At 33.9% G+C, this 16,676-nt stretch carries 15 protein-coding genes; 10 read left to right on the plus strand and 5 right to left on the minus strand.

Features of this window, described 5'->3' with window-relative positions:
* Nucleotides 1-456 precede the first annotated feature (456 nt).
* A complete protein-coding gene (locus tag VFM92_RS07380; RefSeq protein WP_325121559.1) occupies nucleotides 457-1,284 on the minus strand; it encodes a helix-turn-helix transcriptional regulator in 828 nt (275 codons plus the stop codon).
* A 210-nt stretch (nucleotides 1,285-1,494) separates the two neighbouring features.
* On the opposite strand from VFM92_RS07380, the gene VFM92_RS07385 reads away from it, so the two are divergent.
* The gene (locus VFM92_RS07385) at nucleotides 1,495-2,571 is read left to right on the plus strand and encodes a PAS domain-containing sensor histidine kinase (RefSeq protein ID WP_325121560.1); all 1,077 of its coding nucleotides are present in this window, start codon (nucleotides 1,495-1,497) and stop codon (nucleotides 2,569-2,571) included.
* Between the two features lie 348 nt (nucleotides 2,572-2,919).
* Here VFM92_RS07385 and VFM92_RS07390 read toward each other — a convergent pair whose 3' ends face one another.
* From VFM92_RS07390 to alaS, 3 genes are read right to left on the minus strand one after another with little or no spacing between them, the layout of a single operon-like run.
* Nucleotides 2,920-4,041 (minus strand): redoxin domain-containing protein, encoded by a 1,122-nt coding sequence (locus tag VFM92_RS07390; protein ID WP_325121561.1) that lies wholly within the window; start codon nucleotides 4,039-4,041, stop codon nucleotides 2,920-2,922.
* 3 nt (nucleotides 4,042-4,044) lie between these two features.
* Complete coding sequence (gene gatB / locus VFM92_RS07395) at nucleotides 4,045-5,508, minus strand: Asp-tRNA(Asn)/Glu-tRNA(Gln) amidotransferase subunit GatB (RefSeq protein WP_325121562.1); 1,464 nt, start codon at nucleotides 5,506-5,508, stop codon at nucleotides 4,045-4,047.
* A 3-nt stretch (nucleotides 5,509-5,511) separates the two neighbouring features.
* Nucleotides 5,512-8,142: an alanine--tRNA ligase gene (gene alaS, locus VFM92_RS07400; RefSeq protein ID WP_325121563.1), complete on the minus strand. Its 2,631-nt coding sequence runs from the start codon at nucleotides 8,140-8,142 to the stop codon at nucleotides 5,512-5,514.
* A 167-nt stretch (nucleotides 8,143-8,309) separates the two neighbouring features.
* Between alaS and VFM92_RS07405 the strand changes: the two genes are divergently transcribed.
* From VFM92_RS07405 to VFM92_RS07445, 9 genes are all read left to right on the plus strand, one after another.
* Complete coding sequence (locus VFM92_RS07405; RefSeq protein WP_325121564.1) at nucleotides 8,310-9,287, plus strand: M23 family metallopeptidase; 978 nt, start codon at nucleotides 8,310-8,312, stop codon at nucleotides 9,285-9,287.
* A gap of 64 nt (nucleotides 9,288-9,351) precedes the next feature.
* On the plus strand, nucleotides 9,352-10,551 hold the full coding sequence (locus tag VFM92_RS07410) for a CapA family protein (RefSeq protein ID WP_325121565.1): 1,200 nt from the start codon (nucleotides 9,352-9,354) through the stop codon (nucleotides 10,549-10,551).
* Between the two features lie 6 nt (nucleotides 10,552-10,557).
* A complete protein-coding gene (locus tag VFM92_RS07415) occupies nucleotides 10,558-10,893 on the plus strand; it encodes a MerR family transcriptional regulator (RefSeq protein WP_325121566.1) in 336 nt (111 codons plus the stop codon).
* A gap of 18 nt (nucleotides 10,894-10,911) precedes the next feature.
* Nucleotides 10,912-12,018, plus strand: a complete 1,107-nt coding sequence (dprA, locus tag VFM92_RS07420) for a DNA-processing protein DprA (RefSeq protein WP_325121567.1) — start codon at nucleotides 10,912-10,914, stop codon at nucleotides 12,016-12,018.
* Nucleotides 12,019-12,106: 88 nt separating this feature from the next.
* Nucleotides 12,107-12,754 carry an HAD family phosphatase gene (locus VFM92_RS07425; RefSeq protein ID WP_325121568.1) on the plus strand — a complete coding sequence of 216 codons (648 nt, stop codon included), beginning with the start codon at nucleotides 12,107-12,109 and terminating at the stop codon, nucleotides 12,752-12,754.
* Between the two features lie 37 nt (nucleotides 12,755-12,791).
* Nucleotides 12,792-13,451, plus strand: a complete 660-nt coding sequence (locus VFM92_RS07430; protein WP_325121569.1) for a DUF4159 domain-containing protein — start codon at nucleotides 12,792-12,794, stop codon at nucleotides 13,449-13,451.
* Between the two features lie 224 nt (nucleotides 13,452-13,675).
* Nucleotides 13,676-14,311 (plus strand): hypothetical protein, encoded by a 636-nt coding sequence (locus VFM92_RS07435; protein ID WP_325121570.1) that lies wholly within the window; start codon nucleotides 13,676-13,678, stop codon nucleotides 14,309-14,311.
* Nucleotides 14,283-14,984 (plus strand): DUF6048 family protein, encoded by a 702-nt coding sequence (locus VFM92_RS07440; protein WP_325121571.1) that lies wholly within the window; start codon nucleotides 14,283-14,285, stop codon nucleotides 14,982-14,984. Before VFM92_RS07435 ends, VFM92_RS07440 begins: the two co-directional genes overlap by 29 nt.
* Nucleotides 14,985-15,118: 134 nt before the next feature.
* Nucleotides 15,119-15,544, plus strand: coding sequence for an arsenate reductase family protein (locus tag VFM92_RS07445; RefSeq protein WP_325121572.1), 426 nt, complete (start codon nucleotides 15,119-15,121; stop codon nucleotides 15,542-15,544).
* A 106-nt stretch (nucleotides 15,545-15,650) separates the two neighbouring features.
* Here VFM92_RS07445 and VFM92_RS07450 read toward each other — a convergent pair whose 3' ends face one another.
* Nucleotides 15,651-16,442 carry a BF3164 family lipoprotein gene (locus VFM92_RS07450; protein ID WP_325121573.1) on the minus strand — a complete coding sequence of 264 codons (792 nt, stop codon included), beginning with the start codon at nucleotides 16,440-16,442 and terminating at the stop codon, nucleotides 15,651-15,653.
* Nucleotides 16,443-16,676 lie beyond the last annotated feature (234 nt).

The following is a 16,676-nucleotide window of genomic DNA, read 5'->3' on the forward strand; positions in this document are numbered from 1 at the left end:
TGAGCTTTTTTAATGGGTTTCATGCATCAATATTTGCAAGGTTTCTGTCAGGAAAATACGAAAACTTGCAAAAAAATCAAAGCTTTTTATTAATTAAATAATTGATAATCAATGTATTAATTAGTTTTTAAGGGTCGACTAGTTAGATCTAAATATTCCTTATTTGTTGCATATTTGGTTTCTATAAAATAATAGAATTAATAAATATACTCAACTTAATCCGTGCGTCATCCTCGCGAAGGTGGGGATTTTTTGATTTTAACCTTTGGTTAAAATATTAAGAATGAGTTTTGAAGTTTAGGATGTACATTTAAGTCCAGAATTTCCAAAAACAAGGTATTGAAACTTCGTTTCAATATACAAGATCCCTGCCTTCGCAGGGATGACGCACAGAACACAGTTAGAAGCTTTATAAAATTCTTTCACATGATATTAACATTGAAAACAAAATAAAACTTAAATAGCGACAGAAGATAATTTACTACTAGTCTTTTCAGTATTAAGCCCATCTGCATTCATGGCTTTCACAATCAATACAAGCATTAGAATTTCAAAAATAGTCAGTGTAAATAATGCTGGAATTGCCATTAAAACGCTTACGAAGCCCAAGCCAGTAACGATGGCAAAAATTCCTATAACCAAAGAAAGAGTACCCAATGATTTTTGTCTCATTACAAAGGCTGTACCTATCAAAAGATATGCAATTCCAAACATGACGCTTCTTGCCACCAATACTACTTCCACTGACATATAGCTTGTATAAAAAACTGCTATATCGTTAATATTACTGACCAGAATAAGTACAATTAAGAATAAACTACTGATTTTAAGTAAACTGTCATTCAATGCTTTTCCCATTAAATAAATTGGGTAATAAAAAACAGCAAAAGTAAGCATCACCCCTATTTTCACTAAGCTGTAATTTATACCAGAAATATCATTGCCACTTTCATAGTAAAAGCCGACTTCCATAAATCCCTCCACAAAGGATAAGCACAAATAAATAATTCCAATTATAGCTCCCCATTTAAAGTATGAGCTTTTATTTTCAAGCAAAGTTGAAAATTGATTTTGCTGATCTTCTTTCAAATTAAGTTCTGAAAAATCTACATTTAATACTTCCAATATCGATTTGATAGTATAACTTCTTGGAAGTACTTCCCCAGCTTCAATTCGTTGAAGTGTACGAACATTCAAATTACATTTCTCTACAAGTTCTTCTTGCGTAAGTCCTTTTGCCTTTCTCCAATTTTGGATTTTATAGCCTAATTCAGGTTGTTTCATGTTGTATATTGTTTTGTTGACCATGGCAAGTAGCTTTTTTAAACCTTAAAATAAAACGAATTAAGTGGGCTTATATCCGACATTAGCACGACACTCTAATTTTAAACCTAATTTATGGTATTTTACTATTTTTTAATACTATTATTTTTCCCCTGCTATTACCTAAAATGCACTATATTTAAAAATTCATATTTTAATTCCTATAGTTTAATGAATACTTCCGGCTTCAATTATGAGCGTTATTTTGAGTTGACTCCTGATTTAGTATGTATTGCAGGTTATGATGGCTACTTCAAAAAAATTAACCAAGCAGTAGTAAATACATTAGGCTATAGTTTTGAAGAACTTTATGCCAGCCCTATCTTTAGCTTCATCCATCCTGAAGACGAAAAAGTCACTTCTATTCACCGACAAGAATTAATAAAGTCAAATAGGCTCCATAATTTTGAAAACAGGTATATTACCAAAAGCGGAAAAATAATTTGGTTAGCTTGGACATCAATCCCATCAGATGAAGATCAAACTATTTTTGCTATTGCTAAAGAAATTACTTACAAAAAGAGATTGGAATCTGAAAGAAATAATCAATTGGCAGAGCTTAGTAATAGAAATGCCGAATTTAGAGAAATTAATTACAGAACTACTCATGATTTGCGATCACCTATTCAGAATATGCAAACGTTACTTAATATGATTGACCTTTCTGATATTGGAAATGAAAAAAATCTTAAACTTATTGATTTACTAAAAAAAGGAAGTGAAAGTCTTAAGGAAAAAATGAATTTCTATATTGACGCAGTGAGTAATAATAATAGTCCTATCGTTAAATTGGAGAGAATAAAAATTGAAGATTGTTTAAAATCTGTTTTGGATTCAATCGATAATTTGATTTCAAGTTCCAAAATTGAAATTACGACAGATTTCAGCAGTCAGGCTTATCTATATTTTAACAGAAATTACCTAGAAAGTATTATTTTAAACTTGACTACAAACTCCATAAAATATTCAAAAGTAGGCACTATTCCTTATTTAAAAATCATTAGTAAGGATTATCCTGATAAAACAGAATTGATTTTTGAAGACAAAGGAATGGGTTTTGATATGCAAAAAGTTAAAGATAAAATTTTCGGATTACATCAAACTTTCCATCATAATGAAAATAGTAAAGGTGTTGGACTTTATTTAGTGTATACACATATTACAAGTTTAGGGGGAAATATTTCAGTTGAAAGTGAGGTAGATAAGGGGACTAAGTTCACTATTACTTTTAATAAGGGGTTGAGGTGAGGGTGGTTTTGATATCTTTCGATAGTTTATCTACCTAAAATATAACTACTAAATTTAATCCGAGCGTCATCCCTGCGCAGGCAGGGATCTAATGATTTTAACCTTTGGTTAAAATATTAAGAATGTGTTTTCAAGTTTAGAATGTACATCTGATTAATAAGTTGGCAAAGGATAATTTATTGAAACTTTGTTTCAATAATACAAGATTCCTGCCTTCGCAGGAATGACGCACTGAAATAAGCAAGCAGCTATACAAATTTCTTTTACAATAAATAAAGATTGCATTAGATAAAAAAGCCCTGAAACATTGCTGAATCAGGGCTATGAATAGTAAGAAGTTTCCAAAAATTAACCTCCGTAAATCTCTTCCAATTTTTCATGAAGTCTATCGCCCCTCAAATTCTTCGCTACAATTTTTCCCTCAGGATCTATCAGCACAGAAAATGGAATCCCTTGAATTTTATATTCTTGAACTACTGGAGTACTCCAAAATTGCAACTCTGAAACTTGCGTCCAAGCTAAGTTATCCGCTTCTATTGCTTTCAGCCAATCCTCACGTTTTCTATCCAAAGAAACCCCTAAAATTTGAAAGCCATAACCTTTATATTTGTTATAAGCATCTACAATATTAGGATTTTCCTGCCGACAAGGTTTACACCAAGCAGCCCAAAAATCTACTAAAACATACTCTCCTCTAAAGTCAGTTAAACTTACTTCTTTACCCTCAGGAGTTGGCATAGTGAAATTAGGTGCCACTGCCCCGACTGAAATTTTAGCCATTTCATCCATTTGATTTTTAAAGAAAATTGCCATTTCTGATTTGGGGTGTTCACTTGCAATTTTATCCGCTACAGATTTCATAAATTCAAAATCTTCATTTGGATTGAAAAAATTCATAGCTTGAATTGCAGCCAAGGAAGGCAACATTTGCTCCACTTGTTTTTTGATATCCTCTTTCTTTCTTTCTTGCATCAAAAGAAAATCATCCTGAATATTTTTCATTTTCTCCTCATCCTTCGCATTGCGAGCCGCTCTAAATTCTTTGTCTATTTCTTGAACCTCTTCATTTTGCCTCTTCATGATATCTTGAAGTTGGCTCATGTATTCCATGTCTTTGGAACCCGTAATTTCCATTTTGCCATTTCTATTTGCACCATCCGCTACAATTTCTAAGTCCTTATCATGTACAATCAATGTAGCTACTTGATTATTATAAAAATTCAATTGATAAAACTCAGGAGCATTAGTCTCCAGGGTGGTTTCAAATGTATTTTTCGCATCCAAATACAAAGTATCGATTACCTCTCTTTTTCCTGCACTTATTTTAGCCAAAACAATCACGCCTTGGTCTTGTGGATTTTCAACAACACCACTAATTGTTGTGCCTGTTTTTTCTTCCGTATCGCCACAAGCTATTAAAAACAAGGCTGTAAAAATGGCTATAGCACTATTTTTCAAAATATTCTTCATATTCTATTCTAAAGTTTGTTGTAATAATTCATTGGTGATTTTAGGATCAGCTTTTCCTTTACTTCTTTTCATTACTTCTCCTACGAATAAGCCCATTAATCCTTTTCTGCCGGATTTATACTCTTTTACTTTATCAGCCAATTCCATCAAAACTTGGTCAATTATTGGCTGAATAGTCTCAGACGAACTTTCCTGTATTAAGTTATCTTCTTTTGCAATAGTTTCAGCATCAGACCCTCTGTTTTCCAGCATTTTAAAAAATATTTGCTGATTGGCAACTGTATTGCTCACCTTACCTTCATCCACTAAATTAATCAATCCAGCTAAATTCGTTGGCGAAATCGGGAAATCATTTATAGCTAAATTTTTATCATTTAAGTAAGATTTCACAGTTCCCATTATCCAATTAGAAGCAGATTTATAATTTTTAGTCCTCTGGCAAAGGTCATCAAAATATAAAGCAATATCCTTATTATCTGTTAAAACCTGAACATCGTATTCTGGTAAACCATATTCTTGAGTGAATTTCTTGGCTAACTCACGAGGTAAAGCTGGCATTTCTTCTTTCACCTTTTGAATCCAAGCTTCATCTACTATCAAAGGCGATAAGTCCGGTTCTGGGAAATAGCGATAATCGTTTAGTTCCTCTTTGGTTCTCAAACTAGAAGTGGTGCCTTTAGCTGCATCAAAATCTCGAGTTTCAGAAATTATCTTCTCCCCTTTTTCCAATAATTGGATTTGACGTTCTGCTTCATGCTCAATAGCCCGATGTACATTTCGGATGGAATTCATATTTTTCACTTCCACCTTATCTCCGTATTCTTTTGCGTCTTTACACATCACAGAAATATTGGCATCACATCTTAAAGAGCCTTCCTCCATATTGCCATCACAGATTTCAAGATATCTAACTAGCTTTCTAACTTCTGTTAAAAATGCATAAGCTTCATCAGCACTTCTTAAAACTGGTTCAGTTACTATTTCTATCAAAGGAACTCCAGCACGGTTATAATCCACCAAAGTATCAGTTGAATCCTCAGTATGTATGGATTTTCCAGCATCTTCCTCCATGTGGATTCGATTTAAGGCAATTGCTTTTTCTTCTGTTTCTCCTTTAGCTTTAATCCAAACTTTTCCGCCCACGCAAATAGGGGCTTTATCTTGTGTAACTTGATAGCCTTTTGGCAGATCAGGATAGAAATAGTTTTTTCTGGCAAAAATATTTTCTTCAGTAATGCTACATTCACAAGCAAAGCCCATTTTAATGGCATAATCCACTGCTTTTTTATTGAGCAAAGGCAAGGTGCCCGGATGACCCAAAGAAATCGGACTAATATGTGTATTGGCATTTGCTCCAAAAGCAGTTGAATCAGAACAGAATAATTTGCTTTCCGTCAGCAACTGCGCATGAACTTCTAGTCCAATAACAACGGTATATTTATTTCTTATGGATTGTTCCACAGACATCTTTTATAATTCGCTTGCCATCCCTTTAGCTTGAGATACAACATCTGGCAAACCTTCTAATTTTTTACCGCCAGCAGTGGCGAAAAAGGCTTGTCCTCCACCACCACCTTGAATATTTTTAGCCAAATCTCTGATAATTTTTCCAGCATTCAAATCTTTACCTTCTACCAAATTCTCAGATACCACCACAGAAATTTGTGGTTTTCCGTCTACATTACAAGCTAAAACGGCAAATAATGAATTAACTTCATTTTTAAGCTCAAAAGATAATTTTTTCAGAGCATCTGCATTTGGCAAAGTAATTTCACTGATGATGACTGTAATATCATTTTGCTTTTCGGCATTCTTGATTAATTCATCCTTCAGCTGACCCGCTTGTTTTGACTGCTCCTTTTCAAGGGATTTCTGCAATTCATTTTTTTCTTTCATCAATTGCTCCACCGCCTGAGCCAAATCATTCGGGTTCTTTAATAAAGCATTGACCTGCTTTAATATTGCCTCTTGATTTAAATGATATTCTTCTGCCTTCTCTCCGGTTAATGCTTCAATTCTTCTAATTCCAGCTGCAACTGAAGTTTCGGAAGTGATTTTAAATTGTCCAATATTTCCGGTGGCAGGGACATGCACTCCACCGCAAAGTTCTACCGAATAATTTGGGTCAAATGTAATCACCCTTACAGAATCACCATACTTTTCTCCGAAAAGGGCCATCGCACCTTTTGCTTTAGCTTTTTCAATCGGAATATTCCGTTCTTCTTGCTGAGGGATATTCTCCCTGATTTTCTGATTAACTCTTCTTTCCACCTTCAAGATTTCTTCATCCGTCATTTTTGAGAAGTGAGAAAAATCGAATCGTAACAATTTTTCTGAAACCAAAGAACCTTTTTGTTGCACATGGTCTCCCAAAACTTCTCTTAGGGCTGCATGTAAAAGGTGCGTTGCCGAATGATTATATACAATTTTCCTTCTTCTATTATTATCAATTTCAGCATAAACTGGTGCTTCCAATTTTGCAGGAATTCTATCCACAAAATGGACAATCAAATCATTTTCTTTTCTGGTATCCAAAACCTTAATGGTTTCATCTCCTACTTTCAGAATACCCGTATCTCCAATTTGTCCACCGCTTTCTGCATAGAAAGGTGTTTTGTTCAATACCAGCTGAATTTGCTCCTTATTCTTATTCTTCACGGAGCGATAACGTAAAATTTTACCTTCCGCTTTTATTTCATCATAACCTACAAATTCAACATCATTTCCTTCACTGACAATCTGCCAATCGCCTGTTTCCATTTTAGCAGCAGATTTTGAGCGGTCTTTTTGCTTAGCCATTTCCTGCTCAAAACCTCTTTCATCAACAGTCAATCCATTTTCTTTGGCAATCAATGCTGTCAAATCCAATGGGAACCCATAGGTATCATATAATTCAAAAGCTATTGCTCCGGAAATGGTGGTGTTTTTACTTTCAGCTAATTCAGTTTTAATGCTATCCAATCTTTTCAATCCATTCTCCAAAGTTCTCAAGAAAGCAGTTTCCTCTTCTTTGATAACTTTTTCTACCAATTCTTGCTGTGCTTTCAGTTCAGGGAAAACTTCCTCAAACTGTTTTGCCAAAATCGGAACCAATTTAAAAAGGAAAGGCTCTTTCAAATCAAGGAAAGTATAGCCATAGCGAACTGCTCTTCTTAAAATCCTTCTGATTACATATCCTGCTTTGTTGTTGGATGGCAATTGTCCATCAGAAATAGAGAGCGATATTGCTCTTATATGATCTACAATTACACGGAAAGCAATGTCAATCTTACTTAGCTCTCCATATTTTTTACCAGAAATCTTTGCTACTTCATCTAATAAAGGAGTGAAAACATCCGTATCATAATTGGATCTTTTATGTTGAACTGCCATGCAAATACGCTCAAAGCCCATCCCTGTATCAATATGCTTTGCTGGCAATGCATGAAGACTTCCATCTGCTTTTCTATTGAACTGAATAAATACCAAATTCCAGATTTCCACTACCAAAGGATGGTCATTATTTACTAAATCCTTTCCGGGAATTTTAGCGATATCAGCCTCATCTCTTAAATCAACATGAATTTCGGAAGCAGGTCCACAAGGTCCTGTATCTCCCATTTCCCAGAAGTTATCCTTCTTATTTCCTTTCAAAATTCGACTCTCATCTATATGTCCGTTCCAGAAATTATAAGCTTCTTCGTCAAATGGGATATTATCTTCTTTATCTCCTTCAAAAACGGTGACATACAATCTATCTTTGGGCAATTTGTAAATCTCAGTCAATAATTCCCAAGACCATTCAATCGCTTCTTTCTTGAAATAATCTCCAAAAGACCAGTTTCCAAGCATTTCAAACATGGTATGATGGTAGGTATCATGTCCTACTTCTTCTAAATCATTATGTTTACCTGAAACACGCAAACATTTCTGCGTATCGCATACTCGTGTAACTTCTGCTTTTTTATTACCTAAAAAGTAATCTTTAAATTGATTCATTCCCGCATTGGTAAACATCAAAGTAGGATCGTCTTTGATTACCATAGGGGCAGAAGGCACTATTTTATGCTGTTTGTCTTGAAAGAAGCTCAAAAATCTATTTCGTATCTCGCTGGAAGTCATGTAGTAAAGTATTTGTATTTAATGTTTTACTTTAAAATATTTTATATATATTTGCCTTTATCAATTTGATTCACCAAAATATTTGATTTTTGATGAACCTTTGTGCAATTTTGCGGATTAGTAAATCCGAATACAAAATTAGAAGTTTTTAACTAGTCTAAAACGGAATGGCAAGAATTAAATACTATTACGATACCGAAACTTGTAGATACGAGCGAGTAAAGGTTTCAAAGTGGGACATCTTTTTAAATTTATTAGGCTTTTTGTCTGTATCTCTAATTTTAGCTGTCGGAATCATCTTTGTTTATTATTCATATTTTGATTCTCCTAAAGAGGCTCAACTTAAGAAGGAAAATGAGGAGCTTCAATTCTATTATGAAATGATGGAAAAAGAAGTCACAAATGTTCAAAAGGTTTTATCCTCCTTGCAGGAAAGGGATGATGAAGTTTATAGAAATATAATGGGTGCAGAACCAATTCCATCCAGCATTCGATCTGCTGGTGTTGGTGGTGCAGAGCGTTACAAAAACATTATTGAAAGCGATCTAGAAAGAGAAAAACTTATCCTGAGCATGATGCAAGAACTGGATAAAGTGAAGAAACAAATGTATATCCAAACAAAATCTTATGATGAGATTTTGGAAATGGCAAAAAACAAAGAGGAAATGATGGCTGCTATCCCTGCTATTCAACCTATTCCAAATAAAGAATTAAAAAGATTAGCTTCTGGATATGGAATGAGGATGCATCCCATTTTAAAAGTGATGAGAATGCATGAGGGCTGCGACTTTTCTGCCCCTAGAGGAACTCCTATTTACGCTACAGGTGACGGTGAAGTGGTAAGAATAAGTAGCACATACGGAGGTTTTGGAAAATTAGTAGTGATAGACCATGGATATGGTTTCATTACGAAATATGCTCATATGTCCTCATTTAATGTGAAAAGAGGGGATAAAGTAAAAAGAGGAGACTGTATTGGTTTTGTTGGTTCGACTGGAACATCCACTGCACCACATCTTCATTATGAAATCCACACAGATGATGGTCCAATAAATCCTGTTCATTATTTCTATCAGGATGTGACCGATGAAGAGTATGAAAAATTATTAGAATTGTCATCTAGAGAAAATCAATCACTAGGTTAATTATTAAAAATATTTAAAATAGTAAAGAGCAGTCGAGAGACTGCTTTTTTTAGCCCTATAAAAAATGACCAAGTCTCTTTTCACATTTTTTATCATACTTTTCATCCTCTCAGGATGTAAGTCCTTGCAAAAAACACACCAAAAGGATAATTCTGCGACTGCTGAATTACAAGCAGAGCTTGATTCAGTTCAGCAGCAGATAGATAGTTTACAATTGGCTATCAAAGATACAATTCAAACACAAAAGGAAGTTACGCTCAATACATATCCCACAAAGCCTGATACCATAAGTGTGATTGGAGTTGGAGACATTATGATTGGCACCAATTTCCCAAATGAAGGTTATTTACCACCTGATTCAGGGAAATATATGCTGTCATCAGTTGCGCATGTTTTAAGAGATGCAGATTTAACTTTTGGAAATCAGGAAGGGGTAATTTTGAATGAAGGAGGAGAAGCCAAAAGTTGTTCAGACCCTTCCGTTTGTTATATTTTTAGAAGTCCTGAACATTTAGCCCAACATTATGTAGATGCCGGAATAGATATGATGAGTCTGGCTAATAATCATGCTGGGGATTTTGGTGAAACAGGCAGGAAAAATACCATGCGAGTATTAGACAGCCTTGGTATTCATCATGCCGGACAATTGGCTCAACCGTTTACCATCTTCGAGCATGAAAGAATTAAATATGGTTTTGTAGCTTTTTCACCTAACAATGGCACTCAAAGTATTAATGATTTAGAAGCCGCTAAAAGTTTAATTCACCATTTAGACACCCTTTCCGATATTATTATCGTTTCATTTCATGGGGGAGCTGAAGGTAAAAAATATCAACATGTAACACGTGAAAGGGAATTTTTCTATGGGGAGAACAGAGGAAATGTATATGAATTTTCTCATGAAATGATAGATGCTGGAGCCGATATTATTTTCGGACATGGTCCACATGTAGCTCGAGCAATAGAAGTTTATAAAAACAGATTTATTGCTTACAGCTTAGGGAATTTTGCCACTTATGGAAGATTCAATTTAAGAGGAGAAAGTGGCTTAGCTCCTATTGCTAAAATTTGGATTACGGAAGACGGAAGTTTCGTAAAGGGAAAAATCATTTCCGCAGTCCAAAAGGGTGCTGGAATACCAGAATTAGATGAAAATCATGCAGCTGCGCAAAAAATAAAAGAATTGACAGAAGCTGATTTTCCAGAATCTAAAATTTTAATTGACCCTGAAGGGAATATTCGCTATATTCAAGACCAATTTTAAAACACCGTGCCATACAAGGAAAAAACCATAGAGAAAAAATACTACACCATAGGTGAGGTAGCTGAACAATTTGATGTTGCCACTTCTTTGATTCGTTTCTGGGAAGGAGAGTTTGATATTATCAAACCTAAGAAAAATCGTAAAGGTAACAGGCAATTTACCAAAGAAGATATTGAGAATGTAAAATTGATTTATCATTTAGTAAAAGAAAAAGGATTCACTTTGCAAGGCGCAAAAGATATGCTTAAAAACGATTCTAACGAGGTTCGTGACAAAATGGAAATGTTAGATTCATTAAGAAATATTAGAGGTTTTTTAACTGAAATCAAAGATAATATATAACAACCAAAACAGACCCATATGAATGCAGAGGAAAAGGCATTGCTAAGCCTGCATTTAATCCCCAAAATAGGTAATCTTACTATTAAAAGTTTAATAAGTCACTGCGGTTCTGCTCAAGCAGTGCTAAATTTACCACAATCTAAGCTTTTAAAAATCCCTGGTATTGGTCAGAAAACAATCGACAATATCAAAAGCAGGGAAATCACGAATTACGCTGAAAAAGAATTTGAAAAAGCTGTCAAAGAAGGCGTGAAAATCATTAGTTATTTAGATAAGAATTATCCTTTTCGCTTAAAACAAATTCCTGATGCACCTATTCTTATCTATACCAAGGGACAATTTCCTATTGACAGAAAGCAACCAACAGTAGCCGTTGTGGGGACAAGAAATGCAACTGCCTACGGAAAAAAGCTCACGGAAGAAATGATAGAAAAGCTAAGCCCATTAAAACCCATTATTTTAAGTGGACTTGCTTATGGAATTGATATTCATGCTCACAGAGCCGCATTAAAACATAAGCTCTCCACTTATGCAGTTTTGGGATCTGGACTGGATGTTATTTATCCTTCAGCTCATAAAGCCACCGCATTAGAAATGCAGCAAGATGGTGGAATTATTTCTGAACAAGCATTTGGCGCCAAACCTGATGCATTTAATTTCCCTGCGAGAAATAGAATTATAGCTGGCATGGCAGATTTGGTCATTGTAGTGGAAGCAGCTAAGAAGGGTGGTGCTTTAATCACAGCAGAATTGGCCAACTCTTATGATCGAGAAGTTGGTGCTTTCCCTGGAAGAATTGGGGATACTTACTCAGAAGGCTGTAATAAGCTCATTAAACAGCATAAAGCACATTTGGTTGAAACGGCAGACGATGTACTGTACATCATGAATTGGGAATTGGAGAACCAAGCGGCTATCAAACAAAAGGTTTTAGATTTATCCACCTTGAGTCAGGAAGAACAAAGCGTGATGAATACGCTACTGCAAAACAATAAGGAACTATCAATTGATATTTTAAGCATCAAAAGTCAAATTAGTCTCAATCAGTTAGCAGGAATTTTACTTAATTTAGAAATGCAGGGAATTATCAAATCCATGCCTGGGAAACGATATTTGGTGGCTTAATTTAAAGTCTATTAAGTACTATTATTACTGCCAATCTTATTCGATCGCTAAAATTTCAATATCTTTGTTATCTATCAATTTTTTGAAAATGCACAAAGCTTTCTCCAACAAAAAAGCCATCATCTTTGATATGGATGGTGTTATAATCGATAACATTTCCTACCATATAGAAGCGCTAAAGCAATTTCTAAAGCAGTTTGGTAAAGCCATAACAGAGGAGGAATTCCAAAATCATTATAATGGAAGAACTATTCAGGAGGTTATTTTAGGATTGAAACCTAATGCAGATCACAAGGAAGTGATGCGACTAGCTGAAGAGAAAGAGCAAATTTATAGAGATTTGTACAGCGCTGATTTAGCCCCTACCCCAGGCTTGATGGAGTTTTTACCCATGGCAAAAAAAGCTGGACTAAAAATGGCTGTAGCCACTTCTGCTATTACTGCCAATGCAGATTTCACTTTGGATGGACTCAAGATTAGAAAATATTTCGATGCAGTGATTGACAGCACAATGGTCATAAAAGGGAAACCGGATCCTCAGATTTATCTGAAAGCAGCAGAAGAATTGAATATTTCTCCTGAAAATTGCGTTGTATTAGAAGATGCTTTAGCAGGTATTCAATCGGCCAAAAGTGCTGGAATGGATGTTATCGGCTTATATACATCTCTTAAAAAAGAGGAATTACCAAACGGGCTACTTTTAAAAATAAAAGATTTCCACGAGTTAAACGAATAAGTAGCATTAATGCATTTTAAAAAATATAAAGGTCTACATGAAACAAAAAATCTTCAAACTGCTCTCATTTTTACTTTTAACCACTTCTATTTCATATGCTCAGGAAGTAAAAATTGCTAAATTAAAATATGATGGCGGTGGAGATTGGTATGCCAATAAAACTGCTCTTCCTAATTTAATTGAATTTTGCGAGCGGGAATTAAAAATACCTATGGACGAAAAGGATTATGTGGTAGAAGTGGGCAGCAAAGAAATTTATCAATATCCTTACGTTTATATGACCGGGCACGGGAATGTGGTTTTTTCTGATGATGAAGCTCAAAACTTAAGAAATTATCTTATTTCAGGCGGATTTCTTCATATTGACGATAATTATGGCTTAGACCAATTCATTCGATTAGAAATGAAAAAAGTATTTCCTGAAAAAGACTTCGTTGAAATTCCTTTTGACCATCCAATCTATCATCAAAAATTCAATTTTGAAGATGGACTACCAAAAATCCATGAACATGATGGTAAACCTGCTCAGGGATTTGGCATCATTTATGAAGGTCGGGTAGTATGTTATTATTCTTATGAGAGCGATTTAGGAAATGGATGGGAAGACCAAAGTATTCATAACGACCCTGATGCTGTTAGATTAAAAGCTTTAAAAATGGGGGCAAATATCATCAGCTTTGCTTTTACACAGGATTAGGTCTGAAGTTTATTAACTTTATTATTTAACATTCGGGTGGGCTATAATTCGAAAGAAAAATTAATATCTGAATACCTGCTTTTAGGTTATCACCATAAATTTGATTGTTCCAGTCAGAGGTAAGTAAATCTAATCGCAATTGATATTAAAGATTCTAAAATTTATGCTGATTTCATATGAATTTTTAGGCTTATAAATCAACAAGAAAGTTTAATTTTACAGTCATGATTAATAATACCATCAAATATTTAAGTATCATTTTACTAGGCGTAACTCTTTTCGGAGCTTGCGAGCCTTGCAATGATTGCGGTCCAAACAATGCTTACCCTTACTTTAATCTAAGAATCTTAAATGAAACTTCTTTAGATACCTTAACGGCTTACCAAGAGCGAATAACAAATGAAATAGATGCGGTTGATGAAGAACTAGACAATCCTGAAAATGCTCCAGTAGCGGATTCCTTAAATAATCTTAAAGCAATTAAATCCGATTCTCTTGCTTTGATAAATGCCTTAATTAGGACTACTAATGAAGGTTCTATAAGTATAGAATCCATAAATGGCGAAACTAATCTATTTCAAAACAGAAATGGAGGTGATAGTTTAACTAGATTTAGAATTCCTATTAATACTAATCAAGGAGAATCAAATTATATGTTTAAAATTGAATCTGCTGACTCTATTAGATATTTAAAAATTCAATACCAACTGATTGACACCACTATCAATGATAAAATCACGAAGTCAGCGAAGAATCTAACCGTTATTGAACACCAATTTGAATCCTTGAGAGGTCCTTTTGGTTGTAATCCAATACAAAATTGTATTAGTAATGAACTGGAGATTTATGTTGAAATATAAAGGCTTATACCTGATTTTAGTTTGCTTCACTCTGATGAATCAGTCAATAGCTCAAGATTCAACAGACGTCAATAGTGAGAAAGTCCAGCTATTAAGCGTTGGTCTTACTTTTGATTATTTAAAATTACACACATTGCTAATTGATGGAAGTGAAAAATGGGAGGGAGCTGTTAACTTGCGAATTTTGGATAAAATTTCTGTTATTGGTGAGTATGGAATTGCCGAACTTACACCAGATGATGCTTATAAAAATGCAGAATATAAATCCGAGGGAGATTATTATAGAGTAGGATTAGACTATCATTTCACAGTAATCCCTAATAATTATTTATTCTTGGGAGTGCGCTATGCTCAGTCTAATTTTAACGAAAATATAGCCTATGAAATAGGAAACCCTATATTTGATAACGAAAGTGGAGAGATTAGCCGCACAAACTTAACTGCAACTTGGGTAGAATTGGTACTAACTTCCGAGAAAAAAGTAAGGAATATAGGCAAGAAAAATATTCCTGATTTTCTTTCAATAGGATTTAAGCTCCGTTTAAAATCACTTCAAGAATATGATAATTTTGATGATTATGAAGTGAAAAACATACCTGGTTACGGCCAAACAAATATTAAATTGAATCCTGAGTTGAATCTATACCTAAAATTTAGAATACCAATATTTTAGAGGCTTCTAAAATTAATCTACATTTCTCCTAAATAGTAGGATCATATCTGATCTGTTCGCTCCATTTGGACATTTACCAACCAAGTAAAACCGATAAACTTGAAACTTCATTCTTTTTATCTAGTTCAATATATATGGGAACAAAGAAAAAATCAGATATGGAATTCAAATTCATTTATAATAGTACTCAAATAAAAGAACGTGAAGCCTACGGTTATGCCAAATCATTAGACCAGCATTATATCAATCCGATAGACTTAGATAATGAAACTATTACAGAGCGCCAGTGGGCAGAAATAGCCACCAAATTAAATGTGTCAGTTCAAGATCTGTTGGATGAAAATAATGATTATTATAAAGATAAAATAGAGGGTAAAGATTTTGACGATAATGACCTGTTACAATTACTCAAAGAACACCCTCAGCTAATTAAAACACCCATTATTGTTTCAGATAAAACAGCAAAATTTATTAAATCACCTTTTGATTTTAATGAAATGGATATGGCCTTTGAAGAAATTCAAAATAAATTCGCTAATAAAGGAGAAAGTGATGGATGAATCACTCAAAAGGCCATAAGGATAATTACAGTGATAATTCACTGGTTTTAATTTCGAATAGTGGGTCTTGCTCATTAGAAGGGTCAATCCCAAATAACTGGCCTTCCTACGCAGTGATGGAGGTACATAATTTATTCAATTTAAATGAATTAATATAATCACCAGTCCATGAAAAAATTCTAATAATCATATCTACACTTTTAAATTGACTGTTAGCAGCTTTAGTTGATTTCCCTAAGTACAATGCATAACAAAAATTTTCATCACCAGTGACATCAACATAGTGCAATTTAGTATTTGGACCAGAAAAGGAACCTTCATTATCTTCATAGAACTTTTGGTGCTCTTTACTTCCAATTGAATTAATAATATCACCATTAGAATCATAGAAATTGAAAACATCAAAATATTGCATTGCTTCTACAACAATTCCACTTTTTTGGTTGGTTTCAATAAAAGAATTATAAACGAATTTCTTATCTGATTCTTTAATAGATTGAGTAAGTATGGGAGTGTATTCAGTTGCTTTTAATGTTTTATTGTCAAAATCATAGTAAAAAATATTTCCATTCGTATTTCCTGCTTTTCCTATTATTTGATTTTTACCTAAATTTTTAGCTTGATTAATAAGGCCTAATGATTCAGGCAGAGCTACCAATTCTTCAAGCTCTCCATTTTCTATATTAAGTTGATAAACTTCATTTCTAGATAATTCTATAATATTTAGAAAATTATTATAGCTATTAGTAAAAACCAGTGGCGTATTTTTAAATTGATTAGGGCCATCTCCTTTTTCCAAAAATGAATTATCAATTTTATCAAAATCTGAGTCAAATCTATGGATAAAATATTCTTTTCCCTGGTCAATTAAATAAATTTGACCTTGAGCAGCAATCAAGTCTGATGGAATTAGATGCTGTTCACCTTTGACAATTAATGATGTTTGTACTTCCTGTAAATTTTTCTCTTTCTGACTTAAATTTTCGTACTTAGTCAGCCCTTAAAAACCCCATAATATATCCCTTTTAATGGTAAAAAATTTTGATATCAGATGAAACAGCTTTGATACATCTTTTGTAAATAGAGCCAAAGAGATGATTTCCATATGTTCATCATCCTTTTGAAGTTAAAG

It is taken from the genome of Marivirga sp. (genome assembly GCF_035704835.1).
Taxonomy (GTDB): domain Bacteria; phylum Bacteroidota; class Bacteroidia; order Cytophagales; family Cyclobacteriaceae; genus Marivirga.

Coding starts and splice junctions, on each gene's coding strand:
- VFM92_RS07410 (WP_325121565.1), top strand. CDS start 9,352: ATGACCAAGTCTCTTTTCACATTTTTTATCATACTTTTCATCCTCTCA.
- VFM92_RS07440 (WP_325121571.1), top strand. CDS start 14,283: ATGAACTGGAGATTTATGTTGAAATATAAAGGCTTATACCTGATTTTA.
- VFM92_RS07385 (WP_325121560.1), top strand. CDS start 1,495: ATGAATACTTCCGGCTTCAATTATGAGCGTTATTTTGAGTTGACTCCT.
- VFM92_RS07425 (WP_325121568.1), top strand. CDS start 12,107: ATGCACAAAGCTTTCTCCAACAAAAAAGCCATCATCTTTGATATGGAT.
- alaS (WP_325121563.1), bottom strand. CDS start 8,142: ATGACTTCCAGCGAGATACGAAATAGATTTTTGAGCTTCTTTCAAGAC.
- VFM92_RS07435 (WP_325121570.1), top strand. CDS start 13,676: ATGATTAATAATACCATCAAATATTTAAGTATCATTTTACTAGGCGTA.
- VFM92_RS07405 (WP_325121564.1), top strand. CDS start 8,310: ATGGCAAGAATTAAATACTATTACGATACCGAAACTTGTAGATACGAG.
- VFM92_RS07445 (WP_325121572.1), top strand. CDS start 15,119: ATGGGAACAAAGAAAAAATCAGATATGGAATTCAAATTCATTTATAAT.
- VFM92_RS07390 (WP_325121561.1), bottom strand. CDS start 4,041: ATGAAGAATATTTTGAAAAATAGTGCTATAGCCATTTTTACAGCCTTG.
- dprA (WP_325121567.1), top strand. CDS start 10,912: ATGAATGCAGAGGAAAAGGCATTGCTAAGCCTGCATTTAATCCCCAAA.
- VFM92_RS07380 (WP_325121559.1), bottom strand. CDS start 1,284: ATGAAACAACCTGAATTAGGCTATAAAATCCAAAATTGGAGAAAGGCA.
- gatB (WP_325121562.1), bottom strand. CDS start 5,508: ATGTCTGTGGAACAATCCATAAGAAATAAATATACCGTTGTTATTGGA.
- VFM92_RS07430 (WP_325121569.1), top strand. CDS start 12,792: ATGAAACAAAAAATCTTCAAACTGCTCTCATTTTTACTTTTAACCACT.